Origin of the sequence: Actinoplanes ianthinogenes, assembly GCF_018324205.1 — a bacterium.
GTDB classification, from domain to species: domain Bacteria; phylum Actinomycetota; class Actinomycetes; order Mycobacteriales; family Micromonosporaceae; genus Actinoplanes; species Actinoplanes ianthinogenes.
The window spans coordinates 619,370-643,223 of record NZ_AP023356.1 but is presented as its reverse complement, the minus strand read 5'-3'; the positions used below and the strand labels follow the sequence as shown (position 1 = coordinate 643,223).

The 23,854-nt window shown below is 72.0% G+C and carries 22 protein-coding genes; 9 read left to right on the top strand and 13 right to left on the bottom strand.

The window, feature by feature from the left end; translation table 11 throughout:
* Positions 1-110: 110 nt before the first annotated feature.
* Positions 111-686, bottom strand: a complete 576-nt coding sequence (locus Aiant_RS03045; protein ID WP_229830041.1) for a TetR/AcrR family transcriptional regulator — start codon at positions 684-686, stop codon at positions 111-113.
* An 83-nt stretch (positions 687-769) separates the two neighbouring features.
* On the opposite strand from Aiant_RS03045, the gene Aiant_RS03040 reads away from it, so the two are divergent.
* Positions 770-1,723 (top strand): glycoside hydrolase family 113 protein, encoded by a 954-nt coding sequence (locus tag Aiant_RS03040; RefSeq protein WP_189330838.1) that lies wholly within the window; start codon positions 770-772, stop codon positions 1,721-1,723.
* Positions 1,724-1,888: 165 nt separating this feature from the next.
* Here the strand turns inward: Aiant_RS03040 and Aiant_RS03035 are convergent, their stop codons facing one another.
* On the bottom strand, positions 1,889-3,304 hold the full coding sequence (locus Aiant_RS03035) for an NAD(P)/FAD-dependent oxidoreductase (protein ID WP_189330837.1): 1,416 nt from the start codon (positions 3,302-3,304) through the stop codon (positions 1,889-1,891).
* Positions 3,305-3,384: 80 nt separating this feature from the next.
* On the opposite strand from Aiant_RS03035, the gene Aiant_RS03030 reads away from it, so the two are divergent.
* The 4 genes from Aiant_RS03030 (at position 3,385) to Aiant_RS03015 (ending at position 5,150) form a co-directional block, all read left to right on the top strand.
* The gene (locus tag Aiant_RS03030; protein WP_189330836.1) at positions 3,385-4,074 is read left to right on the top strand and encodes a TetR/AcrR family transcriptional regulator; all 690 of its coding nucleotides are present in this window, start codon (positions 3,385-3,387) and stop codon (positions 4,072-4,074) included.
* A gap of 109 nt (positions 4,075-4,183) precedes the next feature.
* A complete protein-coding gene (locus Aiant_RS03025; RefSeq protein ID WP_189330835.1) occupies positions 4,184-4,555 on the top strand; it encodes an STAS domain-containing protein in 372 nt (123 codons plus the stop codon).
* A gap of 73 nt (positions 4,556-4,628) precedes the next feature.
* On the top strand, positions 4,629-4,940 hold the full coding sequence (locus Aiant_RS03020; protein ID WP_189330834.1) for a hypothetical protein: 312 nt from the start codon (positions 4,629-4,631) through the stop codon (positions 4,938-4,940).
* A 15-nt stretch (positions 4,941-4,955) separates the two neighbouring features.
* The gene (locus Aiant_RS03015; RefSeq protein WP_189330833.1) at positions 4,956-5,150 is read left to right on the top strand and encodes a hypothetical protein; all 195 of its coding nucleotides are present in this window, start codon (positions 4,956-4,958) and stop codon (positions 5,148-5,150) included.
* 11 nt (positions 5,151-5,161) lie between these two features.
* Here the strand turns inward: Aiant_RS03015 and Aiant_RS03010 are convergent, their stop codons facing one another.
* The 4 genes from Aiant_RS03010 to Aiant_RS02995 form a co-directional block, all read right to left on the bottom strand.
* Entirely contained in the window at positions 5,162-6,394 is a 1,233-nt protein-coding gene (locus Aiant_RS03010) for a hypothetical protein (protein WP_189330832.1), read from the bottom strand.
* A gap of 54 nt (positions 6,395-6,448) precedes the next feature.
* On the bottom strand, positions 6,449-7,093 hold the full coding sequence (locus tag Aiant_RS03005) for a ThuA domain-containing protein (protein ID WP_189330831.1): 645 nt from the start codon (positions 7,091-7,093) through the stop codon (positions 6,449-6,451).
* 715 nt (positions 7,094-7,808) lie between these two features.
* Positions 7,809-8,387, bottom strand: a complete 579-nt coding sequence (locus tag Aiant_RS03000) for a hypothetical protein (RefSeq protein ID WP_189330830.1) — start codon at positions 8,385-8,387, stop codon at positions 7,809-7,811.
* 78 nt (positions 8,388-8,465) lie between these two features.
* Entirely contained in the window at positions 8,466-10,736 is a 2,271-nt protein-coding gene (locus Aiant_RS02995; RefSeq protein WP_189330829.1) for a putative bifunctional diguanylate cyclase/phosphodiesterase, read from the bottom strand.
* Between the two features lie 132 nt (positions 10,737-10,868).
* On the opposite strand from Aiant_RS02995, the gene Aiant_RS02990 reads away from it, so the two are divergent.
* From Aiant_RS02990 to Aiant_RS02980, 3 genes are all read left to right on the top strand, one after another.
* Positions 10,869-12,794, top strand: coding sequence for a helix-turn-helix domain-containing protein (locus Aiant_RS02990; protein ID WP_189330828.1), 1,926 nt, complete (start codon positions 10,869-10,871; stop codon positions 12,792-12,794).
* A 110-nt stretch (positions 12,795-12,904) separates the two neighbouring features.
* A complete protein-coding gene (locus Aiant_RS02985) occupies positions 12,905-14,254 on the top strand; it encodes an MFS transporter (RefSeq protein WP_189330827.1) in 1,350 nt (449 codons plus the stop codon).
* A 115-nt stretch (positions 14,255-14,369) separates the two neighbouring features.
* Positions 14,370-15,116, top strand: coding sequence for an SseB family protein (locus Aiant_RS02980; RefSeq protein ID WP_189330826.1), 747 nt, complete (start codon positions 14,370-14,372; stop codon positions 15,114-15,116).
* On the opposite strand, the gene Aiant_RS02975 is transcribed toward Aiant_RS02980, so the two are convergent.
* The 3 genes from Aiant_RS02975 to Aiant_RS02965 all read right to left on the bottom strand — a co-directional run bounded on the left by Aiant_RS02975 (position 15,117) and on the right by Aiant_RS02965 (position 17,721).
* Positions 15,117-16,745 carry a sensor histidine kinase gene (locus tag Aiant_RS02975; RefSeq protein WP_189330825.1) on the bottom strand — a complete coding sequence of 543 codons (1,629 nt, stop codon included), beginning with the start codon at positions 16,743-16,745 and terminating at the stop codon, positions 15,117-15,119.
* Between the two features lie 107 nt (positions 16,746-16,852).
* The gene (locus tag Aiant_RS02970) at positions 16,853-17,140 is read right to left on the bottom strand and encodes a YciI family protein (protein WP_189330824.1); all 288 of its coding nucleotides are present in this window, start codon (positions 17,138-17,140) and stop codon (positions 16,853-16,855) included.
* Positions 17,122-17,721: a TetR/AcrR family transcriptional regulator gene (locus Aiant_RS02965; protein ID WP_189330823.1), complete on the bottom strand. Its 600-nt coding sequence runs from the start codon at positions 17,719-17,721 to the stop codon at positions 17,122-17,124. Before Aiant_RS02965 ends, Aiant_RS02970 begins: the two co-directional genes overlap by 19 nt.
* A 111-nt stretch (positions 17,722-17,832) precedes the next feature.
* Here Aiant_RS02965 and Aiant_RS02960 point away from each other — a divergent pair, with 111 nt between their 5' ends.
* Complete coding sequence (locus Aiant_RS02960; RefSeq protein ID WP_189330822.1) at positions 17,833-18,324, top strand: hypothetical protein; 492 nt, start codon at positions 17,833-17,835, stop codon at positions 18,322-18,324.
* Positions 18,325-18,396: 72 nt separating this feature from the next.
* On the opposite strand, the gene Aiant_RS02955 is transcribed toward Aiant_RS02960, so the two are convergent.
* The 4 genes from Aiant_RS02955 to Aiant_RS02940 all read right to left on the bottom strand — a co-directional run bounded on the left by Aiant_RS02955 (position 18,397) and on the right by Aiant_RS02940 (position 23,854).
* A complete protein-coding gene (locus Aiant_RS02955; protein ID WP_189330821.1) occupies positions 18,397-19,893 on the bottom strand; it encodes an alpha/beta-hydrolase family protein in 1,497 nt (498 codons plus the stop codon).
* A gap of 96 nt (positions 19,894-19,989) precedes the next feature.
* The gene (locus Aiant_RS02950) at positions 19,990-20,850 is read right to left on the bottom strand and encodes a CYTH domain-containing protein (RefSeq protein ID WP_189330820.1); all 861 of its coding nucleotides are present in this window, start codon (positions 20,848-20,850) and stop codon (positions 19,990-19,992) included.
* Positions 20,851-20,915: 65 nt separating this feature from the next.
* Positions 20,916-22,814: an acyl-CoA dehydrogenase family protein gene (locus Aiant_RS02945; RefSeq protein ID WP_189330819.1), complete on the bottom strand. Its 1,899-nt coding sequence runs from the start codon at positions 22,812-22,814 to the stop codon at positions 20,916-20,918.
* Positions 22,815-22,870: 56 nt separating this feature from the next.
* Positions 22,871-23,854: a serine/threonine-protein kinase gene (locus Aiant_RS02940; protein ID WP_189330818.1), complete on the bottom strand. Its 984-nt coding sequence runs from the start codon at positions 23,852-23,854 to the stop codon at positions 22,871-22,873.

Genomic DNA, 23,854 nt, shown 5'->3' with positions numbered 1-23,854 from the left:
ATCCTTTTCCGGTACGACTCGGAGTCCCGTGGCAGTCGGCTCGCGAGGCCCGGCCCCCGCACGACCGCCACGCGTGTCGTGCGGGTCCGCGGGCCCGCACGGTGGATTGCTCAGAGCGACCGGTTCCGGATCAGCGGAAGGTAGACCTCGTCGACGATCTCGACGAGGGCGTCATCGGGCGCCGTGGGCACCCCTCGGGTGATGAACTCGTTGCGGAGCAGGACCATCGCGACCGTGGCGACCCGGGGGTGCAGGGCTTCCGGCGACGCCTCGCCCCGGGCGATCGCCCGCCCCAGGATGATCAGCCACGGCGCCGCCAGCGCGTCCGCGGACTGGTCGGTGAGCTGGGCCGTCGCCCCGCCCGTCGCGGCCAGCAGCTCGCGCAGGATCGCGCCGAGCGGCGAGCTCCAGTGCCGGTTGGCGCGGCGCAGCATCTCCAGCGCGTCCTCGCGCAGCGTGCCGGTGTCGGGCGGCTGCACCGCGCGGGCGATCTGGCGATAGGCCGCGATGCCCAGCGACAGGCGGTCCGGCCAGCGCCGGTAGAGCGCGTTCTTGTTGGTGCCGGCCCGCCTGGCGACCGCGTCCATGGTCAGTCCGGCGTATCCCGACTCGATCAGCTGGTCAACGGCGGCTTGCAGGATCGCCTCCTCCAGCGCCGCGCCGCGCCGCCGGCTCTGTCCCGTCACGGTACGCATCGTACCCTGCGCCACACCTTGTCTTCGGCGTCGGAATGGGCTTAGGGTACGTGACGTACCCTAAGGAGGTTGGGATGCGGGGCAACGGGATCAGTTACGACACCGGCTGGGTGCTCGGCGAGCGGATCGGGCGGCCCGGCTTCGGGCCGGCCACCGTCGAGCGGGACCTGCGGGTGATCCGGGACGAGCTGCACTGCACCGCCGTCCGGGTGATGGGCGGCGATCCGGACCGGCTGGCGCTGGCCGCCTCGATCGCCGCGGACCTGGGGCTGGAGGTGTGGTTCTCGCCCTATCCGCTGGAGCTGACCGAGGACGAGATGCTGGCGCTGTTCGCCGAGTGCGCGGAGCGGGCCGAGCGGCTGCGGGAGCGGGGAGCAGCGGTGGTGTTCGTGGCCGGCGCCGAGATCAGCCTGATGAACCGGGGCTTCCTGCCGGGCGACGACGTGATGCAGCGGGTCGCCGGGATGCGGGAGCACCTCACCACGGTCCGTGCCCGGGTCAACGGGTTCCTGGCCCGGGCGGTGGCGGTGGTGCGGGAGCGGTTCACCGGGCCGGTGACCTACGCGGCGGTGCCGGTCGAGCAGGTGGACTGGGAGATCTTCGACATCCTGTCGGTGGATCTGTACCGGTCGGCGGCGATCGCGGACCAGTTCGCGGCGGGGGTCCGGACCCTGGTCGCGCAGGGTAAGCCGGTGGCGATCACCGAGTTCGGGTGCGCGACCTATCGCGGTGCCGCGGATCGGGGCGCGGAGGCGCTGGACGCGGTCGTTTACGACCCGGTCACGCGGGCGCCGCTGCGGATGAACGGCACCTACGAGCGGGACGAGGACGGGCAGGCGCAATACCTGCGGGAGCTGCTTGCCGAGTTCGAGGCGGGCGGGGTGGACAGCGCGTTCGTCTTCACGTTCGCGCTCTTCGACCACACGGGCGAGCTCGATCTCGCCAGTTACGGGATCGTGAGGGTGTTCGACGGCGAGGAGTGGGAGCCGAAAAAGGCATTCGCGGCGGTTGCCGAGGCCTATTCGTGAACCGGTGGGCGGTGTCCCGGCCACCCGCGGACCCGCACGACACGCGCGGCGGTCCGGAGTGGCCGCGGTCTCGCGAGCCGGCTGCCACGGTGCTGCGAGTCGTACCGGAAAATGGTTGTGGTCGCGACCCGGCGGGAAATGCGCGGGCCGCGACCACAGCGAGCGTCAGGAATCGAAGGAGAAGCCCAGGAGATTGGCGGTCTTGAGGATGAGGCCGTCGCGGCCGCCGTTACGGTCCGAGCGGGCGATGGCCCGGCGGATCACCTGGACCGCGGGGTAGGCGATCGGCTCGGGCGGGATCGGTAAAGGGCGTTTCGTGGCCATCCGGAGCCGGGTGCGCGGCGTGTCGGCGCCGGACAGCAATTCCAGCATGACGGTGCCGGCGAACCGGGTCGCCGCCACGCCGAGCCCGGTGAAACCGCCGGCGTAGGCGACCTTGCCACCCATCGCCAGGCCCTGGAAGGCTGCCAGCTGGGTGGACATGTCGATCATGCCACCCCAGGCGTGGGTGAACCTGATGTCGCCCAGCTGAGGGAAGGTGCGCAGGAAATGGTCGGCCAGCCGGGCGAACGTCTCCGGGCGCTGGTCGAACTCCGGCCGGATGCCGCCGCCGCGGTGATAGACCGCGTCGTAACCGCCCCAGAGAATGCGATTGTCCGCGGTTTTCCGGTAGTAGTGGAACTGCCGCGAGGCGTCGCCGATGCCGAACCGGCCGTGCCATCCGATCGCGTCCAGCTGCGCCGGCGTGAGCGGCTCGGTCATCAGCACGTAGTCGTAGATCGGAATGGTCAGGAATCGGTTCCGGCGCAGCAGCGACGGGAATCCGTTGGTGGCCAGCACCACCTGGCGGGCGCGGACCGTGCCCATGCCGGTGGTGGCGCGGACCGTCCGGCCCCGGTCGGTGAGCTTGGTGACCGGGGTGTGCTCGAAGATCCGCACGCCGAGCCGCAGGCAGGCCGCCTTCAGGCCCCAGGCCAGCTTGGCCGGGTGGACCAGCGCGGCGCCGGACTCCTTGAACACGCCGCCCCGGTACAGCGGCGAGCGGACCAGCTCGGCCAGTTCCTCCCGGTTGTAGTGGCGGCCGGGCATCTCGCGCAGGTCGTCGAGCTGGTGCCGCTCGGTGGCGACCTCCAGCGAGCCCTCCTCCTCCCACTCCGCGTCGATGCCGTGCCTGGTCAGCGAGTCGCGGAAGCCGGCGAAGTTCTCCTGGGCGAGGGTCTCCAGGACGGCCAGGTCCTCGGCGAAGTACCGTTGACCGTTCTGCCGGCCGTGGGTGAGGCTGTCGTCGACGAAGCCGCCGTTGCGGCCGCTCGCCGCCCAGCCGATCTCGGAGCCCTCGACCAGCACCACGTCGCGTCCCGGATCGGCCTCCTTGGCCTGCAACGCGGTCCACAACCCGCAGTAACCGCCGCCGATGATCAGCAGGTCGGTGTCGAGGCTGCCGATGAGGGAGGCCTGCGGGGTGGGCCGACCGGGATCCTCGAGCCAGAACGGCGTCTGGGCAGCGTCGGCGAGAGCCGCGCGAATGCGCTTCTCGTCGGTCCGGATGTCAAGGTCGTAGGCCGGTGTGTCCGCCCGCATGCTGATCCTCCCTGGTCAGGGCTCTAGGAAAGCGAACCGGCTATGCTTAGGTCAATGCGTTGACATAAGGAGTTTCGGCGATGGCTACGACACGGGGCAGTGGCGTCCGGGTGCGGCGGCGGCCCACCCGCAGCGGAGTGGTCCTCGACCCAGACATGATCATCGATGCCGCGCTGCGGTTGATCGAGGCCCCGGGCGGCAACGCGCTTACCGTGCGTCGCCTCGGCGTCGAGCTGGGCGCCGACCCGTCGGCGATCTACCGTTACTTCCGCGACCTGGACGCGTTGCTGATCGCGATCTCCGACCGGCTGATCAGCGAGAGTCTGTCCGGTTTCGATCCGGGCCCCGACTGGGCGGCGTCACTGCGCGAGATGGGCGAGCGGGTGCACGACTCGATCGTCCGGCACCCGCGCCTGGCCACCCTGCGCGCCAGCCGCTTCACCATCGGGCCCAACGAGTTGCGCGCCGACAACATCGGCATCGGCCTGCTGCTCAGCGCCGGTTTCCCACCGGCCGAGGCGGTCCGCCACTTCGCCGACTTCATCGACGCGGTCCTGGCGCTGGCCGCCATCGACGCGGTCGAGCTGACCCCGGCCCAGCAGCAGGCGGAACAGGAGGGCTTGCAGCGGGCGTACGACTCGCTGCCGGCCAGCGAATACCCGAACCTGGTCGCGGTCCGCCACCACCTGCCGTCGGTCACGGAGTCCCCGTTCCCCGGCGTCCTGGACAAGCTGATCTTCGCCCTGTCCCGCCTGGCCCCGGCCACCTGAGCAGGCAGTCTGATCGGGGCCGGCGGCGTGGCACTCGCGGAACGTTTGCCCGGTAGTGCTTTGCGGGGTAAGCCTGGACCGGGGGACGCGTCGGAAGGGACGTGATCGCGTGTCGGCGTCGTCAGGACCGCCGCGCGCCGAGCTGTGCTCGGTGCAGCGTGACGGTGACGTGCTGCGGCTGAGCGGCGAAATCGACCAGTTGAACGTGTCCACGGTCGGCGGACGGATCGTGGCGGAGATCGAGGCCGGGGTCACCCACCTCGACCTGAGCGCGGTGAGTTACTGCGGGGCGGTCGGGATCCGGGCACTGCTGACCGGCCGGGACGTGTGCCGGGAACGGGGTGGGATCCTGCGGCTGACCTGCTCACCGGAGGTGCTCCGGGTCCTGCACCTGTGCGGCCTGGACGGTGACGACACACTGCTGATGATCACCGCGGCCGGGGCGGAGGCGGACGGCGACGGGCCGGGAGCACGGCGATGAACCCGGCGGGCCCCGGCCTCCCGCGGGCGACCTCCGGATATGTGCACACCGCGCTGATCGGGTCGTCGAGGGGGTGCGCAGCCTGCACAATTACGTGCTCACCGCCGCCGGGCCGGCGCCCAACCCGGACTACGTCCCGCCGGCCGACTACCTGGCCGGCCGCAACGAGATCGCGCTGGAGCCGCCGCCGCCCGTGGTCGGCCTGGACCTGCGCCTGCTCGACCTGCAGGATCTCACCACGCTGCGCACCGCGGTCCTGACCTGGGCCGGTGCCCACCAGTTCGCCGCCACCGCGGCCCGTGACGTGGTCGATGCGACGACCGAGGTCGCCACCAACGGACTGGTGCACGGCGCGCCACCGGTCCGGGTGCGGGGCTGGCGGTAGGCGGACACGCTGATCGTGCAGGTCGACGACGCCGGCGGCGTCCCGTTGCCGCCCCGGGCCGTTTACCTGCCACCCGGCGGCGAGGCGCCTGCCCCGCGGGGGTTGTGGCTCGCCCGTCAGCTCGCCGACGCCGTCACCAGCCACACCACCGACAGCGTCACCACCGTCCGCCTGCACTTCCCGCACGACATCACGCACCGCAACCCGTGACCCGGCGCGGGTCAGCGCAGGGCCCGATCGATGCGTTCGTGGAAGCCGAAGACGCCGAACTTCACCAGGCCGGCGAAGAACATCCGCAGCCCGGCGGACGTGTGATACACCCGGGTCGGCTCGACCAGCTCGGCGGCCAGCTGGGACCAGCGCAGGAAGTCCCACGCCTGGAACTCGTAGTCCTGACGCGGGCGGTGGGCCAGGATCGAATTCAGCTCCTCCCGGTCGATCGGCAGGTGCACCAGGGTGACCAGGCCGATGTTGAGGTGGTGGCCCTCCAGGAACACGGCGAGCGCCCGGGCCTGGCTCTGCCGCGCCTCGTGGGCGGACAGGCCCAGCTCCTCGATCAGCGCGCGCCGCACCCAGCGGTCCAGCACCTCGGCGTCGGCCGCGTCGAGGTCGTCCTTGGCCAGCTGCTCCTCGATCGAGCAGGACCAGGTGCCGGGCTCGTAGGCGACCTTGTGGCTGCGATGGGTCAGCAGGATCCAGCCGTCGGCGGTGACCACGGTGGCGTGCAGGGCGAAGATGTGCGGGTGGCGCAGGCGGCCGTGCAACGTCTCGCCGATCAGCCGGTTCCGCTGCTCGTCGTCGGTGGACACGTCCCGGTTGACGTACACGGCCTGGGCGTACGTCGTCTCCTGCACCCGCAGCCGCAGCCCCGGATCGTCGACGAACGAGTCCGGGTTCTCCATCAGCCGGAACTTCTCGCCCCGGGCGACCCGGTCGTCGTCGGACGCCGCCAGCCACCGCTCGAAGCCGGCCGCGTCGTCCTCCCGGGCGAACGCGAACACCGTCGGATCCAGCGTGATCCGCACCTCGGGTGACCGCCAGCCCTCGGTGATCTTCGGGCAGCTCTGGAGGACGAGCTGCGGGCCCCAGGCGATCCGCCCCTCGCTGAACTGCCGGACCGACGGGTCGACGTACGCCGGCAGCCGCCGGGACAGCCGCACCACCTGCGAGGTGTTGCCGGTGACCGAACGCAGCGTGACGTGCAGCAGTGGCACCAGGATCAGCAGGGCGGTCGCGACGATGTTGATCCAGACGATCGGGCCGCGGTCCAGGCCGTACAGCCCGGCGAACACGTCGCCGAAGTCACGCTTGCCGGGGTCGGAGACCTCGTTGACCACCAGGCCGAGCAGGAACGCGGAGATCAGCGGGATCATGGTGATGGTGCGGGCGGTGAACCGGGTCAGGGCTTCGAGGATGCGATAGACGGTGCGGAATTCGTCGATGCGTCGCGGCACACGCCCAGTCTGCCGGTCAGCCGCCAGCCGGTGGCGATCGGATCGCGGTGGCTCCTACCCGGTGGCACCGAGCCCGGCCCAGAGCAGACCGCGTTCGATCATCGTCCGGGTCTGCGGGACCCGCAGATCGGCGGGGCTGTGCCCGAGCGTGTGCACGAACACCCGCCCGGCCCCGAACCGCCGCGTCCACGCCACCGGCATGACCGCCCCGGCCGTCTCCGGCGCGCCGTGCTCCCCGCGGAACGTGGTCGTCGCGAGCACGTCGAGCGTCGGATCCACATGCATGAAGTACTGCTCGGTGTGCACGTCATAATCGCCGAGCCCGGCGGTGATCGGATGCTCGCCGGCAATCTCCACGCGATAGTCGACGAAATCCCCGGGATGGCAGAGAAACCGGCCACCCACCATGTACTGATAATCCGGCGCCTCATATCCGGTCGCCACGATCCCGCCGTGCCAGCCGGCGAAACCGGCACCCGCACGAACCCGCGCGACCAGCGCCTTCTCCTGCTCCGCGGTGAACCGGGCCCCGGTCCAGCACTGCACGATCAGCTCATGGTCGCCGCTCTCGGTGTAGGCGTCCAGAGTGTCCGCCACCCGCAGCTCGAATCCGTTCTCCTCCAGCACGTCGCGGAACAAGTCGGTACACGCCACCGGCTCATGTCCGGCCCAGCCCCCACGCACGATCAGCGCTCTCACCACCAAAACCTACTGCCCTTCACCGGGGACTGTAAGACCGTGATCGGCTACTCCGGCTGCTCGCGTGACGGCCCGATCCGCCCGGACCCGCCACTGGACGAAGGCACCCGCGAACGCTGCACCGGCTGGGGACTGCTGGCTGGTCCTCAGCGCCCTATGTCGTTCTTGGATAGGGCCGCCAGGGCCAGCTGTGGACTGCTGGCTGGTGTTCAGCGCCCTATGTCGTTGCTGGATAGGGCCATCAGGGCCAGCTGTGGACTGCTGGCTGGTGTTCAGCGCCCTATGTCGTTGCTGGATAGGGCCATCAGGGCCAGCTGGGGACTGCTGGCTGGTGTTCAGCGCCCTATGTCGTTGCTGGATAGGGCCGCCAGGGCCAGCTGGGGACTGCTGGCTGGTGTTCAGCGCCCTATGTCGTTGCTGGATAGGGCCATCAGGGCCAGCTGGGGACTGCTGGCTGGTGTTCAGCGCCCTATGTCGTTGCTGGATAGGGCCGCCAGGGCCAGCTGGGGACTGCTGGCTGGTGTTCAGCGCCCTATGTCGTTGCTGGATAGGGCCGCCAGGGCCAGCTGGGGACTGCTGGCTGGTGCTCAGCGCCCTATCTTGTTCCTGGATAGGGCCGCCAGGGCCAGCCGGGGACTGCTGGCTGGTGCTCGGCGCTCTGGGGAGACGCGGGATCGGGCCGAGCCGCTTGACAGCCCGGGCACATGGGATGTCTTTACGGGGCGGAGGGCAGTGGGCACATCGTCGTGCGGAGGAAGGTCGCCCAGTCCTGGCCGTCGATGTCCGGGAGGGGGATGGTGACGGCCTCCTGGTCGACGCGCAGGTGGGCGGGTATCGGGGTGGGGGATTCGGCGGTGCAGCTCAGGTGCCCCTGCAGGGCGTAGGTGACCTTTCCGCCCCGGGGCAGGGTGGTGGGGCGCGGGTCCGGGGGAGCGGCGCCGCCGAGGCGGTTGGCGGGGAGCAGGGTGGCGGTGGCGTCGGTGATGCCGGGGATGGCGGGTACCCGGTCCGGCTCGACGGTGACGTCGCGGCCGGTGTTGTTGAGCAGGACGAAACCGAGGAGGAACTCGCCGTCGTCCTGCTGGTTCAGGTGGTAGTCGCCGAGGAAGTCGAGGCGGATCGGGCTCGCCGTGGGTGACGGGCTCGATGCCGGGGCGGCGGCGGGCCGGCCGTGGTGGTGCCAGGCGAGGGCGACCGCGGCGAGGGCGGCCGCCACCACGACGGCGGTGATGACGGCGCGGCGGGACGGGCGGTTCGGGGCGGCGCCGGGTTCGCCGTGCTGGAGGACGTCCATGGGGAGAGCTCCTGGCGTGCGTACCGAAAGCGGGGTGGGGAAATGTAGCGCGCCTCGCGCCGCCGGGCGGGCCTGGGGTCAGGCGGCGCCGGCGGTGGCGAGCAGGGACGCGTCGATCTCGGTGGCGGGCTGCGGGCGGGCGAAATGGTAGCCCTGGGCGAAGCGGTAGCCCAGCACGTGCAGGCGGTCGGCCTGGTCCTGGGTCTCCACGCCCTCGGCGACCGCGCGGAGGCCGAGCGTGGCGGCGATCCCGCTCAGCGAGGCCGCGATCGCCTCCTGCTGCGGGCTGCCGTTGAGCTCGTCGATGAACGACTTGTCGACCTTCAGGGTGGTGACCGGGCAGGTGCGCAGCAGGGTGAGCGACGAGTGGCCGGTGCCGAAGTCGTCCAGGGCGATGCCGACGCCGAGACTCCGCAGCGCGTGGACGGTGTGCAGGGCCGGGCCACCGGCGAACACCGCGGTTTCGGTGATCTCCAGGGTGACCTGGTGCGGTGGCAGCGCGTGCCGGCGCAGCACGTCGGCGACCAGGGCCGGCAGCTCCGGGTCGAGCAGCTGGCGGGCCGAGACGTTGACGCTGATCCGTGGGGCGGCGTCGCCGAAGCGGTCCCGCCAGGCGGCGGCGTCGGCGCAGGCCGTGTCGAGGATCCAGGCGCCCAGGTCGACGATCATGCCGGTCTGTTCGGCGACCGGGATGAACTCGGCGGGTGAGACCGGCGTGCCACCGTCCGGGAACCAGCGGATCAGTGCCTCGACCGCGGTGATCCGGCCCAGCGGCAGCTCCACGATCGGCTGGTAGAACAGCCGGAACTCGCCCTGGTCGAGGCCGCGGCGCAGGGCCGCGGCGAGGTCCGCGTGATGCTGCGCCGAGGCGTCCAGGTCGGCGGTGTACTGCTGCTGGCGGTTGGCGCCGACGCGCTGCGCCGCTTGCAGGGCCAGCTCGGCCCGGCGCAGCAGATCCGGTACGTCCGCGCCCTCCCCGGCCGCCGACCCGACGGTGACCGTCACCAGCAGATCGTGCTCGCCCACCGGCAGCGGCGCCTGGAAAGCCTGCACCAGCGCCACCGCCAGCCGGTCGCCGGTGGCGAGCGGGTGGTCGGCCGGCAGCAGCACCCCGAACTCGTCGCCGAGCAGCCGCGCGACCAGCGCCGACCCGCCGGCGGTCAGCGTGATCCGAGCCGCCGCCTGCCGCAGGATCTCGTCGCCGGTCTCGTCGCCGAGCCGGTCGTTGAGCGCCGCGAAGGAGTCCAGATCACACACCGCCACGGTGGCGTGGCCGTCGTGCCGGTGCAGCGTGCCGGTGAACGAGCGCCGGTTCGGCAGACCGGTCAGGTCGTCGAAGCGGGCCTGGTCGGCCAGCCGGTCGACGAGCACGCTGTTGTCGCTGAGCGCGGCGTGCTGCCGGACCAGGACGAGCAGGATCAGCACCACGGCGCCGGCGGCGAGCCCGGCCGGCAGATAACCGGCGCGCAGGGTCACGGCGAGCAGCATGGTCGCGGTCACCCCGACCGCGACGTACGGGACCCGGCTGATCCCCGGCTTCGCGGCGTCGCCGTCGAGCACCGGGGCGGTCAGCACGCCGGTGACGTTCGCCCGGGTCTGCGCCCGCGCGGAGAGCGTCAGCAGGATCGCGAACGGCGGCACCACGGCGACCGTGGCGTTCAGGTGCGGCCAGTTGTGGAAGGCGGAGGCGAGCGGCAGCGCCGCCGGGCCGAGCAGGCCGACCGGGCTGAGGATCCAGAGCGCCCGCCCGTTCACCGGCCCGCTCCCACTCAACCCGACCTTGACGATCGCGGTGACCGCCGCGCACGCGGTGCCCAGCACGATGATCCGCAGCGCGGTCGCCAGGGCCCCGCCGGGCACCGGCACCGGGAGCACGGCCATGCCCTGGAGCATGATCAGGCCGGACGCGACCGCCACGATGGTGGTGTCCAGCCGCACCGCGACGCCGGCCCGCCAGGAGCGGCGCTGCCCGGGCAGGCGCAGCATGGCGAACGTCGCGAGCCCGACCGCGGCCAGGAACAGCATCCCGGTCGGCGGGCTCATCGGGACCAGCTCGTCCGGCCGGCGCACCGAGTCGACGGCCTGGCCGGCCGTGCCGGCGCCGAGCAGCGCGACCGCGGCGCCGAGCCGCCACCAGAAGGTCCGGCCCGCGCCGGTCCCGGTGGCGGCGGCCAGCCAGCAGGCGGCGACCGTGATGGCCGTCGCGACGAGGGCGACCGGCCAGAGCACCCAGGCCGGCACCGCGACGAGAGTGCCGAGCACACCGAGCAGCAGACCGGCCGCCAGCGAGCCGCCGGCCAGGCCGACGAGCAGGCCGGCCACACGGACGGGCTGGGACACCAGACGCATGGCATGCCTATCGGCAGGGCCGGCTCGCTCACCAAGGATTTGATCACCTGTGGATGTGACCTACATCAGCCGTGCTCGGCATGGACACATCACACATGTGACGTCGCGCACGTCGACCTTTAGGGTGTCGCCATGAACGCGCGGGTGGGTGGCATCGACTATTTGGACCTGCTCGCCCGGGAGGCCGCCCTGGTGGAGTTCGAGCGGCCGCTGATCGCCGCCCGGGCCGCCGGCGCCTCCACCGCCGAGCTGGACGAACTGGAGCAGGCGAAACTGCTCGCCCTGCGGGTGCGGGCACTGCTCGAGCGCCGCCGGCGCCGCGAGGAGGAGCTGTCCGCGCTCTACGACACGGCCGGTGACCTGGCCGGGCTGCGTGACGTGGACGCGGTGCTGCGGGCCATCGTGCACCGGGTCCGGACGCTGCTCAACGTCGACGTCTCCTACATGACGCTGAACGACGCGGAGCGCGGCGACACCTACATGCGGATCACCGACGGGTCGGTGGCGGCCAGCTTCCAGAAGCTGCGGCTGCCGCCGGGCGCCGGCCTGGGCGGGCTGGTCGCGCAGACCGGCACGCCGTACGCGACCGCCAACTATCCGCGCGACGTCCGGTTCGCCCACACCACCGACATCGACATGGGTGTCGGCGACGAGGGCCTGATCGCGATCCTCGGCGTGCCGATGCGCCTCGGGTCGACGGTGATCGGCGTGCTGTTCGCGGCGAACCGGGCCGAGCGGCCGTTCGCCCGCGAGGAGGTCGCGCTGCTGCTGTCCCTGGCGGCGCACGCCTCGGTGGCGCTGGACACCGCGCGGCTGCTCAGCGAGACGCAGACCGCGCTCGGCGAACTGTCCGCGGCCAACTCGACGATCCGGGCGCACAGCCAGTCGGTGGAACGGGCGGCCGCCGCGCACGACCGGATGACCTCGGTGGTGCTGCGCGGCGGTGGCGTCGACGACGTGGCGGCCGACCTGGTCGACGTGCTCCAGGGCGCGCTGCTGGTGATCGACGCGCAGGGGCGGACGCTGGCCACGGCGCGGACTCCGGGGCGGGACGTGCTGATGCCGGAACCGGACGAGACCACGGTGGGGGAGGCGGTCGCGGCCTCCCGGGGGGAGGGGCGCAGCGTACGCCGCAACGACCTGATCATCGCGGCGATCGTGGCCGGCGCCGACAACCTGGGTGCGCTGGTCTTCCGGCCGGCCGAGCCGCTGGAGCCCGCCGACCAGCGGATCCTGGAGCGGGCCGCGCAGGTCACCGCGCTGCTGCTGTTGTTCCGGCGCACCGTCGCGGAGGCCGAGGCGCAGGTCCGCGGCGACCTGCTCGACGACCTGATCAGCCGCCCGGTGCGCGACCCGGACGCGGTGCGGGACCGGGCCGCGCGGCTGGGGCTGGACCTGGACGCGCCGTACGTGATCGTGGCAGCCGGTGACGACCCCGGCGAGGGCCTGCGGCAGCGCGCCGTCTCCTGGGCGCGTACCTTCGTCGCCAACCGGCGTGGCCTGGCGATGGCCCGCGACGGCCGGGTGACCCTGCTGCTGCCCGGGGAGGATCCGGCCGGCACCGCGAAACAGGTGGCCAAGGAGCTGAGCCGCGCGCTGGGACGGCCGGTCACCGCGGGCGGCGCGGGTCCGGCCCGCGGCGCGGTCGCGGTCGCGCCCGCGTTCCGCGAGGCGGATCAGTGTCTGAGTGCGCTGATCACTCTCGGTCGTGCCGGGTCCGGGGCCGGCACCAAAGACTTGGGGTACGTCGGCCTGCTGCTCGGCGAACGCCGGGACGTCCCGGGGTTCGTGCACGCCGTCCTCGGCCCGGTCATCGACTACGACGCCCGCCGCGGCACGGCCCTGATCACCACCCTGGAGGTCTACTTCGACCAGGGCGGCGGCCTGGCCAAGGCGGCCGAGGCGTTGCACGTGCACGTCAACACGGTCACCCAGCGCCTGGACCGGGTCGCCCAGCTGCTCGGCGACGACTGGCAGCACCCGCGCCGCGTCCTGGATCTCCAGCTCGCCCTGCGCCTGCACCGGCTCCGGGCACCCCTGGAGCCGGACCACACCTAGAGATATGGCGATGTGTGGATGCCACCCATGGGCTTCCTGACCTGCGAGGACGTAGCGTCCCGTTACCTACGTCACACTGCACGTCGTTGAGATTCGTTGAGAGGAGCCACATGTCCGCCACCGCGACACGTGCCCCGATAGTCAAGGTAGTCTTCGCCTCCCTGGTCGGCACCGCCGTGGAGTGGTACGACTTCTTCCTCTACGGCTCGGCCGCCGCCCTGGTCTTCGGCACCCTGTTCTTCCCCAAGTCCGACCCGGTCACCGGCACCCTGCTCGCGTTCGGCACCTACGCCCTCGGCTTCGCCGCCCGGCCCCTCGGCGGCGTCGTCTTCGGGCACTTCGGTGACCGGGTCGGCCGCAAGAAGATGCTGGTCGTCTCGTTGCTGATGATGGGCGTCGCGACCATCGCGATCGGCCTGCTGCCGACGTACGCCAGCATCGGCATCGCCGCCCCGATCCTGCTGTTGACCTGCCGCCTGGCCCAGGGTTTCGCGGTCGGCGGCGAGTGGGGCGGCGCGGTGCTGATGGCCGCCGAACACGGCGACGACGCCCGGCGCGGCTTCTGGTCCTCGTGGCCGCAGGCCGGCGTCGCCCTCGGCAACCTGCTCGCCACCGGCGTGCTGTGGCTGCTCGCGCTGGTCCAGTCGGACGAGGCGTTCAACGCCTGGGGCTGGCGGATCCCGTTCCTGCTCAGCGCGGTCCTGGTGCTGGTCGGCCTCTGGGTGCGGCTGAGCATCGAGGAGTCCCCGGTCTTCCAGGAGGCGCGGGCCGCCACCAGGAAGGACCACCAGCCGTTGCTGGAGGTCGTCCGCCGGTACCCGCGTGAGGTCATCCTGGCGATGGGCATGCGGCTCGCCGAGAACATCGGGTACTACCTGGTCACCGTCATCTCGATCACCTACCTGACCACGTTCGCCGGGACCGCCTCGGACAAGGGCAAGATCCTCACCGCGCTGCTGATCGGCTCCGCCGTCCAGTTCGTGATCGTCCCGCTGTTCGGCGCGCTCTCCGACCGGGTCGGCCGCCGCCCGCTGTACCTCACCGGCGCGATCGGCCTCGGCCTCTGGATGTACGTCTTCTTCGGCCTGCTGGAGAGCAAGTCGGAGCCGAAGATCATCCTCGCGATCCTGGTCGGCCTGATCCTGCACGCCCTGATGTACGCCCCGCAGGCCGCCTTCTTCTCCGAGCTGTTCGGCACCTCGGTGCGCTACACCGGCGCCTCGGTCGGCTACCAGCTGGCCTCGATCCTGGCCGGCGCGCTCGCCCCGATCATCGCCCTGAAGCTGCTCGGCGACACCGCGGCCCCGAACACCACCGCCGTGGCGATCTACATGACCGTCGCCGTCGTCCTCACGGTGCTCTCGGTGCTGTTCGCCAAGGAGACCGCCCGTACCTCGCTGCGCCACGACCGGGTCCTCGACGGCGCCGCCGGGGAGCCGGCCAAGGAGAAGGTGAGCTGAGCCCCCGGAACGCCGGCCACCACCGGCGACGACGCGGGCCGGCAGCTCGCCGTCGCCGGTGGCGGCCGGCGTTCCGGGGCAACCCGCACGCTGATCGACGGTTTACGATCAGCCCGTGTCCGGTTCCAACGATGACCTCGCCGCCGTCCTCGACCGCGGCCGGCCCGGCGACGAGGCCGACGCCCTGCTCGCCGCGCTCCTCGCCGGCGGCGTGTTCGTGCCGGTCAGTGAGGGCGGCAAGGTGCAGTTCATCGGTGACCGCGACTCCGGCCCGATGCTGCCCGGCTACACCAGCGAGGCCTGCCGGCAGCAGTGGCAGCCGCAAGCCGCCGGGTCCGTGCACTGCGACGCCGCCCGGCTCATCGACATCCACCAGGCGACCGGTGTCGAGAAGCTCGCCCTGTTCGCCACCCGGGAGTGGGCGAGGCTCCCGCTGGCCCTGGTGAGCCACGCGCTGATCCAGCAGGATCCGGGTGGCCGGAGCGTGATGCTGACCTGGTCGACGCATCCGGTCGCGGTGGCGCTGCGGGACGCGTTCGCGGCGCGGATCCTGCGGCATCCGCAGGTGCGGTGCGTGTGGATCGCGCACGCGAGGTGGGCCGACACCGGTCAGGAGCACCTTATGGTTCAGATCGCGGTCGACGAGGGCGCGCAGCCGGTGGCGGACGCGCTCATGAAGGCCGTGATGGCCGAGGACCTCGCGGATTTCTCACACGACCAGCACATCGCGATGATGGCGCTCACCCCGGGCCAGGGCGACTACGCGGCCGACCTGGACCGCAAGGGCCTGGACACGGTCCGCGCCGACCACACCGCCAACCGCGTGCACGTCATCTCCCGGCAGTTCGACCAGCCCCGCTGATCAGGAGCCGGCCAGCGGGGCCTTGACCGGCAGCCTGAGGCGGAACGTGGTGCCCGGGCCGATCTGGTCGCCGAGGGTGATGCTGCCGTGGTGGCCCTCGACGATGGCCCGGGTGATGACCAGGCCCAGGCCGGTGCCGGGGATGCGCCGGTCGATGGCGCTGGAGGCGCGGTAGAAGCGCCGGAACATCCGGTGCCGCTCGCCGGCCGGGATGCCGATGCCGGTGTCGGTCACCGTCCAGGTGATCTCCTCGTGGACAGCGTCGATGGCCGCCGTGACGGTGATCGTCCCGCCGTCGGGGGTGTACTTGACGGCGTTCGACAGCAGGTTGTCGGCGACCTGGCGGAGCCGGTCCGGGTCGGCGTACAGCGGCAGCGGGTCCGGGACGTGCAGGATCAGGGTCAGGCCCTTGCCGGCGAGCGGCCCGGTGAGGTCCTGGGCGGCGTCCCGGATGATGTGGCCCAGGTCGGTGTGGGTGGGGTGCAGGGCCAGGTGGCCGGACTCCAGACGGGCCAGGTCGAGCAGGTCGTCGACGAGCACGGTCAGCCGCTGGGAGCTGCCGGCGATGGTGTGGACCAGCTTGCGTTGCCCGTCGTCGTCGAGGGTGCCGATCTCCTCGTCGAACAGCGCGGTGGTCGCGGTGATCACCGCGAGCGGGTTGCGCAGCTCGTGGGTGACCAGGGCGAGGAACTCGTCCTTGGTGCGGGCCAGCTCGATGTCGAGCTCCTCGGCGCGGCGCCGTTCGAGGTACTGCCCGACCTGGGCGGCGATCCCGGACAGCAGGGTGATCAGCGTTTCCTCGGGGTGCTCGGCCCGGTTGCCGTAAACGCACAGCGCGCCCTGGGTGTGTCCGCCGCCGTGCACCGGGACGCCGACGGCGACGTGCAGGCCGATGGCGGCGGCGATCCGGCTGCGCGGCGACGTCCGGTCGGCGACCAGGTCGGGGATCCAGCGCGGGCGGGACTGCTGGTAGACGGTGCCGGGCAGGCCGACACCCGGCTCCAGCTCGGTGAACGCGAAGGCGCCGAGCCGCAGCCCGGGTGCGGTGTGCCGGGCGATGCAGGTGATCAGCCGCCGTTCGGTGTCGGCCAGCCACAGCTCGGCGACCGGCCAGTCCATGTGCACGCCGAGCGCCTCGACGACCCGGCCGGCCGCCGCGGCGTAGGTGCCGGCCTCGGCGAGACCGCGGTTGACGGCCGACTCCACCGCGGCGTACCGGCTCACGCGCCGGCTGACGGTGGTGTCGGTGACGAACGCGTGGAAGACCGTCCCGCACGACTCGTCGGTGGCGGTCAGCATCAGGTCGATCGGGAACTCGTGGCCGTCCTGGTGAACGGCGACCAGGGACAGGGCCTGCCCGAGCACCCGGGCCGGCCCGCCGGCGGCGAGCCGGACCAGTCCGGCGCGGTGCGCGTCCCGCAGCCGCGCCGGGATGATCAGGTCGGCGAGGTCGCGGCCGCAGGCCTCGCCCCGCCGATATCCGAAGGTGTTCTCCGCGGCCGGGTTCCAGCCGATGACCCGGCCGGTCGGCTCGATCGCGATGTAGGCCTGGAGGGCGACCGCGAGCACCTGGCCGGGGTCGCCGACGACGGTGCCCGAGCAGTACACCGGTGCTGATCGCGAGGGCATGTGCGGTCCCTGGATGTCGTGAGGCCGGCGCTGTCCGCCCGGGAGTCAGCGTACGCCCGACATAGTGGCAAAGATCGGGCATTCGACGTTCTGCCGGGGCGCGCCTCTCAGGTCAGCAGGAAGTCGAGGCGCTTGTCGGCCAGGCCCGGCGCGATCTCGATGATCTCCGCGTCGACGACTCGCTCGGCCACGAACGGGTCGGCGGCGACCCGGCGCTCCACCTCGGCGCGGTCGGCGCCGTGCGCCAGGACCGCCCCGCCCAGCCCCGGCTGGATGCTGCCGGCCAGCAGGAACACCCCGTCGTCCAGGCCCTGCTCGAGCCACGCCCGGTGCCCGGCCATGTACTGCGCCGCGGCGCCCCTGTTCTCGGCGAACCTCAGCAGAACGATGAACATCTGTTTCCTTCCGGTCGGTCGATGACGGTGGCGAGCCAGGTCTCCAGGCTCGCCACCTCCCGGCGTACGAAATCGTCGTCGCCGAAGGCGTGGGACAGGGTGGCGATCCCCTGGCTGAGAGCGAGCACGTGCAGGGCCAGCGCGTCCGCGTCGGCGCCGCGTCCGAGCGCGGTGAACTGCTCGGCCAGCCACTCGCGGAACAGCGTGAACAGCGCGACGGCCGCCGGCCGGGACGGATGCTCCACCTTGGCCAGCTCGGTGGTGAGGGTGCCGACCGGGCAGCCGTAACGCTGGATGTCCGGCCCGTTGGTCACCACGATGCGGATGAACGACCGGATCCGCCCGGCCGGGTCGGAAGCCTCCCACCGCCGGAGCATCTCCCGGGTCGCGGCCAGCCGCTCCTCGATCACCGCGGCGAGAATCTCGTCCTTGGTCTTGAAGTAGTAGTAGAAATTCCCCCGCGAGATCCGCACCGCCTCCGCGATGGCGGTGAACGAGGTGTGCTCGAACCCGTGCTGATAGAACAGCCGGTCGGCCGCGGTCACGATCTGCGCCCGCGTCGCCACACTCTTGTCCACCATCGCCTCCGGAGCCCGACGCCGTTCCGAAGCAAGAGTTTAGGACGGCCATCCTAAACCGGGCAAGGGGGCCCGCTGTCCGGTGACGGAGCCCGGATCGTCATGATCAACAATGTGATTCTGTTCGATGTGATCTACCTCGGCGCGATCGTCTTCGCGGTGCTCTGCGTCCGGCGGCTGATGGCCTGGCGATCGGCGAAAGCCGCCCTCGGGCCGCGGCATCTGATGCGGCTGGCCACGGTCACCGTGCTGGCCGCGGGGTACGGCCTGGTGCTGATCACCGTCGTGGCCGCCGTTCTGGTGGCGAACCATCGCCAGGAGACCGGCGATTTCCGGGGCTTTCAGACGCTGCTGATGGGCCTCGGCGCCTACGTGATCGGGGTGCCGATCGCCAACTGGCTGGGCATGCGCCTGGTGGGCGTCCGTCCCGCCGGGCTCGCCGCCTTCGGTGCCTGGACGCTGCTGGGCGTCGCGTTGCTGCTCGTCCAGCCCTTGATCCCCGGCGGTGCCGTCCAACCCGGCTGGTTCTACGGCCTCGTCGCCCTGGTGCCCTACGCCGTGGCGGCCGCCGCCGTGGCCGCCGTTCCCGCGCCGCCCGCACGGTGATCGACATTCCCAGGCGGGCCGCACGGTGATCGGCGTTTTCGGGCCGGCCGCACGGTGATCAACGGAGGGTGATCAGCCCGCGGACGTTCGACCGATGATCAGGCGCCAGGCGGCGGGCGCCTCGTCGCCATACCCGTGCCCGTAACCGGCCGGGACGTCGAGGGCCTTCAGCAGATCGCCGGAGACCTGCCAGAACGTGACCAGCGGGATCCAGCGCACGGCCGGCAGCACCGCGGCGCCGCGCCGCTCCCGCAGCCAGTCCGGACGACGCAGGATCAGGTCCGTCGACCACCAGACCACCGGGTCGGTGGAGTGCTGGAGAAAGACCAGGCGCGGGTGTGACGGGCCGGTCAGGTCGGCCGGCCCGGTGGCGAACCGGACGCCGGGCTGTCCGGGCAGGTCCGGCGCGACCTCGGTCGAGGTCCGGCTGCGGGCGCCGACCAGGCCGTTCCAGAGGGGGCTGGCGTTCGGTGGGCCACTGATCAGCGCCCCGTCGACCTCGCCGAGCAGACCGCCGGCCGAGTCGAACGGGGACTGCGCGGCGAGGGCGCCCTGGCTGTGGCCATACAGGAGCAGCTTGGGCCGGGTGCCGGCGGGCAGCCGCGACCAGACCTGGTGCACCTCGTCGAGCAGGTCGTGTGCGGACTCCTCGGCCTGGTCCGGCTCGGTGAGCAGGGAGAGCCAGCTGGGCAGGGCGCCGTACTGGACGACGACGACCGCGGTGTCGCCGTCGTACTCGGCCTCCAGGGCCTGCACGGTCGGTTCGTCGATCCAGCCGGTGCCGGTCGGGATGACCAGGCAGAGCGCCTTGCGGCGGAAGGCGCCGGTGCGCTGGAGCTCCGCGACGGCGACGCGGGCCCGGTCCCGGGCGGTCGGCGCGGTCCGCAGTCCGACGTAGACCCGGATCGGCTGCGTGGCGTGCGGGGACCGCCCGCTGGTGACGAAGGACCGGCCCTCCCGGCCCAGCGTGTCCCACGGCGCGAAGGAGGTGGGGCTGCCCGAGCGGGTCGCCTCGACCGGCGCCACCGCGCCGGTGACCCGGCGGTCCAGCGCCTGGGACAGGGTGTCGAGCGGCCCCGGCGCCCCGACCGCTCCGGCCGGGGCCAGCGTGCAGAACGCCACCACCGCGGCGGCGGCCCGATGCCGGTGTTCCCGGTGCTGGAGGGAGGTCACGACGCGCCGCAGCAGACGTCCGGCACCGACCGCCCCGGCCAGGATGGCGGCGGTCACCGGCAGCAGCGCGGGCCAGGTCACCGGGGACGGCCCGGGCACCCCGATCAGCCCGCTGATCTCCTGCTGCCAGCACCATCCCCGGTAGGTGAAGAACGCCGTCGTGGGCACGGCGACGGCGATGAACGACGGCCAGGCCCAGCGTGGCACGCGCACCTCGACGACCAGCCCGGCCAACCGGCTCAGCAGGCAGCCGAGGGCGTACCCGGTGACCGCGCACAAACCGCTGACGATCCCCTGGGTGATCCAGGTGCGTGGCAGCAGTGACGGGGTCAGTGACAGGCAGACCAGCACGGTCGCCATCATGGAACCGGTCACATTGCGGCGGATTCCTGCCATCGCTGCTCCTCCGGACGTCTGTCCGGTGGAGTGTCGCGGTAGGACTACCGAGTGGACATCATCCCGTGGAGCTAGATCCCTGGTAGTACCCCGGGGTTACGCGGCAGCCTCGGCGAAGAAGCGCAGCGTCATGTCGGTCTTGGTGAGCTGCGGCTCGGACGGGACGATGCCGTGCGCGGCGAGCACCTCGGTCAGGTGGGCGGCCACCTCCGGCGCCTTGCCGACCGGGCAGCGGGTGGACAGCTCCAGGATCGTCGAGCCGTCCGGGTACGTCCACCGCTCGGCGGCCAGGTGCCGGTCGAAGCCGTCCGGCTGGATCTTGTACTTGTGCACCTCGACCGGGCCGAACATCACCAGGTCACCCAGCGACAGGCCGGTCGGGCCGCACGCGGCGAGCAGCCGGCGCTGCGGCTGCGGCAGCAGCTTGGCCAGCGGACGCCCGGCCGCCAGGGTGCGGGCCACCGTGCCGCGGCCCAGCCGGGCCTTGAGCGAGCCGGAGCAGACCCGGCGCCCCGGCATGGCGTCGATCTCCACCTCGAGCGAGTTCCTCCGGCGCAGCCATTTCGGCAGCGTGTGCGAGGCCATCGGGCGCAGCTTGACCACCGCGTCGTCGGGACGCCCACCCATGTCCCGGACCCGGACGATCAGACCGTGCCGGTCCAGCGCCAGGTCCGGGGTGTCCAGGAAGAAGACCCGCCGGGTCCGCACCGCGTGCCGCTCCAGGTCGAGCGCGCGGCACTGCCGCTCCGAGGAGACCACCTTGAGCTCGACCCGCTCCGCCTCGCGGGCGAGTTTTACGGTACGCCCGGAGCGGTCCACCGGCGGCGACCAGAAGCCCCACCGACCGTCGTTGCGGCCGGAGTGCCGACTCGGCGGGCGAAGCAGGTCGTGACTGTCGGTTTCGGGGCGGCGGATCCGCCGGGCGTACGCCATGGCGAAGTGATCGGTCTTTCCCACCCCGGACGGCTCCCCGTTTCGCTCGTCTTTACGCCTCCCCACCCTACCCGAGAGTCATCACAACCTCATTGAGCAGGAGGAATGCGTCGCCGGACGTCCTGCGCGCCGGACGCGCCGGGCAGCCAGGGCGCCACCCACGCCGCCTCGGACGCCGGGTGCACGACGCCCTCCTCCAGGAACGCATAGTGACCGTCCAGGACCCGCTTGGCCGCCGTCACGTCGAGCGAGTCGGTGTTGTCCCAGAGCCCGGCGAAGAGCGCCTCGGTCCGCAGCCGCGCCTGCCGGCAGAACAGGTCGGCCAGTTCGAGCTGGGCGCGCTGCTGCGAGGCGTTGGCCCGCACGCACGCCGCCGACATCGCGAACAGTTCGGCGCCGATGTCCACGATCCGCCCGAGGAAGCCCTGTTTGCGCTCCAGCTTCCCCTGCCAGCGGGACATCGCGTAGAACGTCGAACGGGCGAGTTTGCGGGACGCGCGCTCGACGTACCGCAGATGGGCCGCGAGGGGGCCGAACCGGGCGTACTCGACCGGGTTCTGGCCCTTGCCGACCGCGAGGGTGGGCAGCCACCGTGCGTAGAAGCCGCCGGCTCGCACCCCGGCGCGGGCCTTGCGGGCCAGGTCGGCGTCCGGGTCGATGATGTCGCCGGCGACCGTGAGATGCGCGTCGACCGCCTCCCGGGCGATCAGCAGGTGCATGATCTCGGTGGAGCCCTCGAAGATCCGGTTGATCCGCATGTCCCGCAGGATCTGCTCGGCCTCGGCGGGGCGCTCGCCGCGGGCCCGCAGCGACTCGGCGGTCTCGTAACCGCGGCCGCCGCGGATCTGGATCAGCTCGTCGGCGATCTGCCAGCCCATCTCGCTGGCGAACAGCTTGACCAGCGCGGCCTCGATCCGGATGTCGTTGCGCGCGTCGTCGGCGATCAGGCAGCAGAGGTCGAGCATCGACTCCATCGCGTAGGTGGTCGCGGCGATGAACGCGATCTTCTTGGCCACCGCCTCGTGGGTGCCGACCGAGCGGCCCCACTGCACCCGGTCCGCGGACCACTCGCGGGCGATGGTCAGGGCGCGCTTGCCGGCGCCGACGCACATCGCGGGCAGCGACAGGCGGCCGGTGTTCAGCGTGGTCAGCGCGATCCGCAGGCCCTTGCCGAGGCCGCCGATCACGTTCGCCTCGGGCACGAAGACGTCGTGGAAGCGGGTGACGCTGTTCTCCAGGCCGCGCAGGCCGAGGAACGCGTTGCGCCGCTCGACGGTGATGCCGGGGGAGTCGCCCTCGACCACGAACGCGGTGATGCCCTTGCCCGGCACGCGCGCCATCACCACCAGCAGCGTCGCCACCGTGCCGTTGGTGGCCCACAGCTTCACGCCGTTGAGCCGGTAACCACCCTCGACCGGCTCGGCGACGGTGCCGAGACGCGCCGGGTCGGATCCGACATCGGGCTCGGTGAGCAGGAAGGCCGATACTTCGCCGGCGGCCAGGCGCGGCAGGAAAGCCTTTTTCTGTACGGCGGATCCGAACAGTTTCAGCGGCTGTGGCACCCCGATCGACTGGTGCGCCGACAGCAGTGCCGCGGTCGACGCGCTGACCGAGCCGACCAGCGTGAGGGCCTTGCAGTAGTGCAGGTTCGACAGGCCGAGCCCGCCGTACTCCTTGTCGATCTTCATGCCGAACGCGCCGAGCCGGGCCAGCCCCTGGAACGCCTCGTCGGGAATCCGGGCGTCCCGCTCGATCAGGTCGCCGTCCAGCTCGGTGCGCACGAAGACGTCCAGTTTGCGCAGGAAGTCGTCCGCATCCGGACTGTCCGGGGCGCTCGGCCAGGGTTCGATCAGGTCCAGCTGGAACTTGCCGAGAAACAGCTCCTTGCCGAAGCTGGGCTTGCGCCACTCGGACTCCCGGGCGGCCTCGGCGACCTGCCGGGCCTGCTTCTCGGAGACGTCTGCCGGTTTCCCATTCGTCGTGGTCATCGGTGTACATCCCTCCGACGGCGGACGGTGCCTGGCCGCCAGGCTACCCGCGCGTGTTACCCAGTGGTAGCCCTCCGTGATGATCGACAGCTGTCGTCGACCGCCTGCTGGATGCCGTCCACGACCTCGGTGATCCGCCGGGCGCGGTCCAGCTGGGTGCTCAGCAGGCCGAGGCCCGCGCGTAGTTCCATCAGCGTCTGCACGGTGGGCAGCGGCAGCGGCCGGTCCGGGTCGGGCAGGCCGCCGCGGGCCTCGTCCGCCTCCGGAAGCAGCGCCGCGAGCTGTGCCGCCGGAACCGCGGCGAGCAACTGCTCGACGGCGCGCACCCGGGTCGCTCCCGTCCGGGACAGCCCGGCCGGGAAGGTGTCGTCGACCTGCTCGATCGCTGCGGCCTGCGGTTGCGGCAGCCACGGGTCGCCCAGCCGGAGCACCGCGGGCCGGACCTGGTGGTGCAGGAACACGGCCTCGGAGCGGATCCGCTCCAGCGTGCTCCCGGCGGTCGGCGCGGCCAGGCCGGTCGACGCGTACACGTCCAGGGCCTGGCGGGCCGCCTCGTGCAGCGCCAGCACCTGCCGCAGGTAGGTGCGCTGGTACATGCTCGCCCGTGCCCGCCGCGGGCGCGGTTTGGCGGTGAGAGCCCGGTCCGCCCACTCCCGGGCCTCGCCGAGAGCGGCGTCGCACCGGGCGAGGTGCCGGGCCAGATCGGCGGCCGCGCCGTCGGCGCGGGACAGCGCGTGTGCCGCGATCCGCATCTCGTGCACCGACCGGGTGGCCTGCCGCCACGCGGCGGCCCGATCGGTCGCGTCGGTCTGCGCCTGGAGCAGCCGCTGCACCACCGCGACGGCCACCGGGATGCCGAACAGGGCACCGGTCAGCGCCGAGACCAGGTTGGTCAGGAACGGCAGGCTCGACCAGAGCCCGGCCAGGTCGGCGGCCACGCCGAGGACCGTGAGCGCGACGCCGGCGGCCAGCATCGCCGCCAGCACGGGCCGCAGCCGGGGGTGCAGATCTGCGATCCATGCGCGGGGCGGGCCAATCAT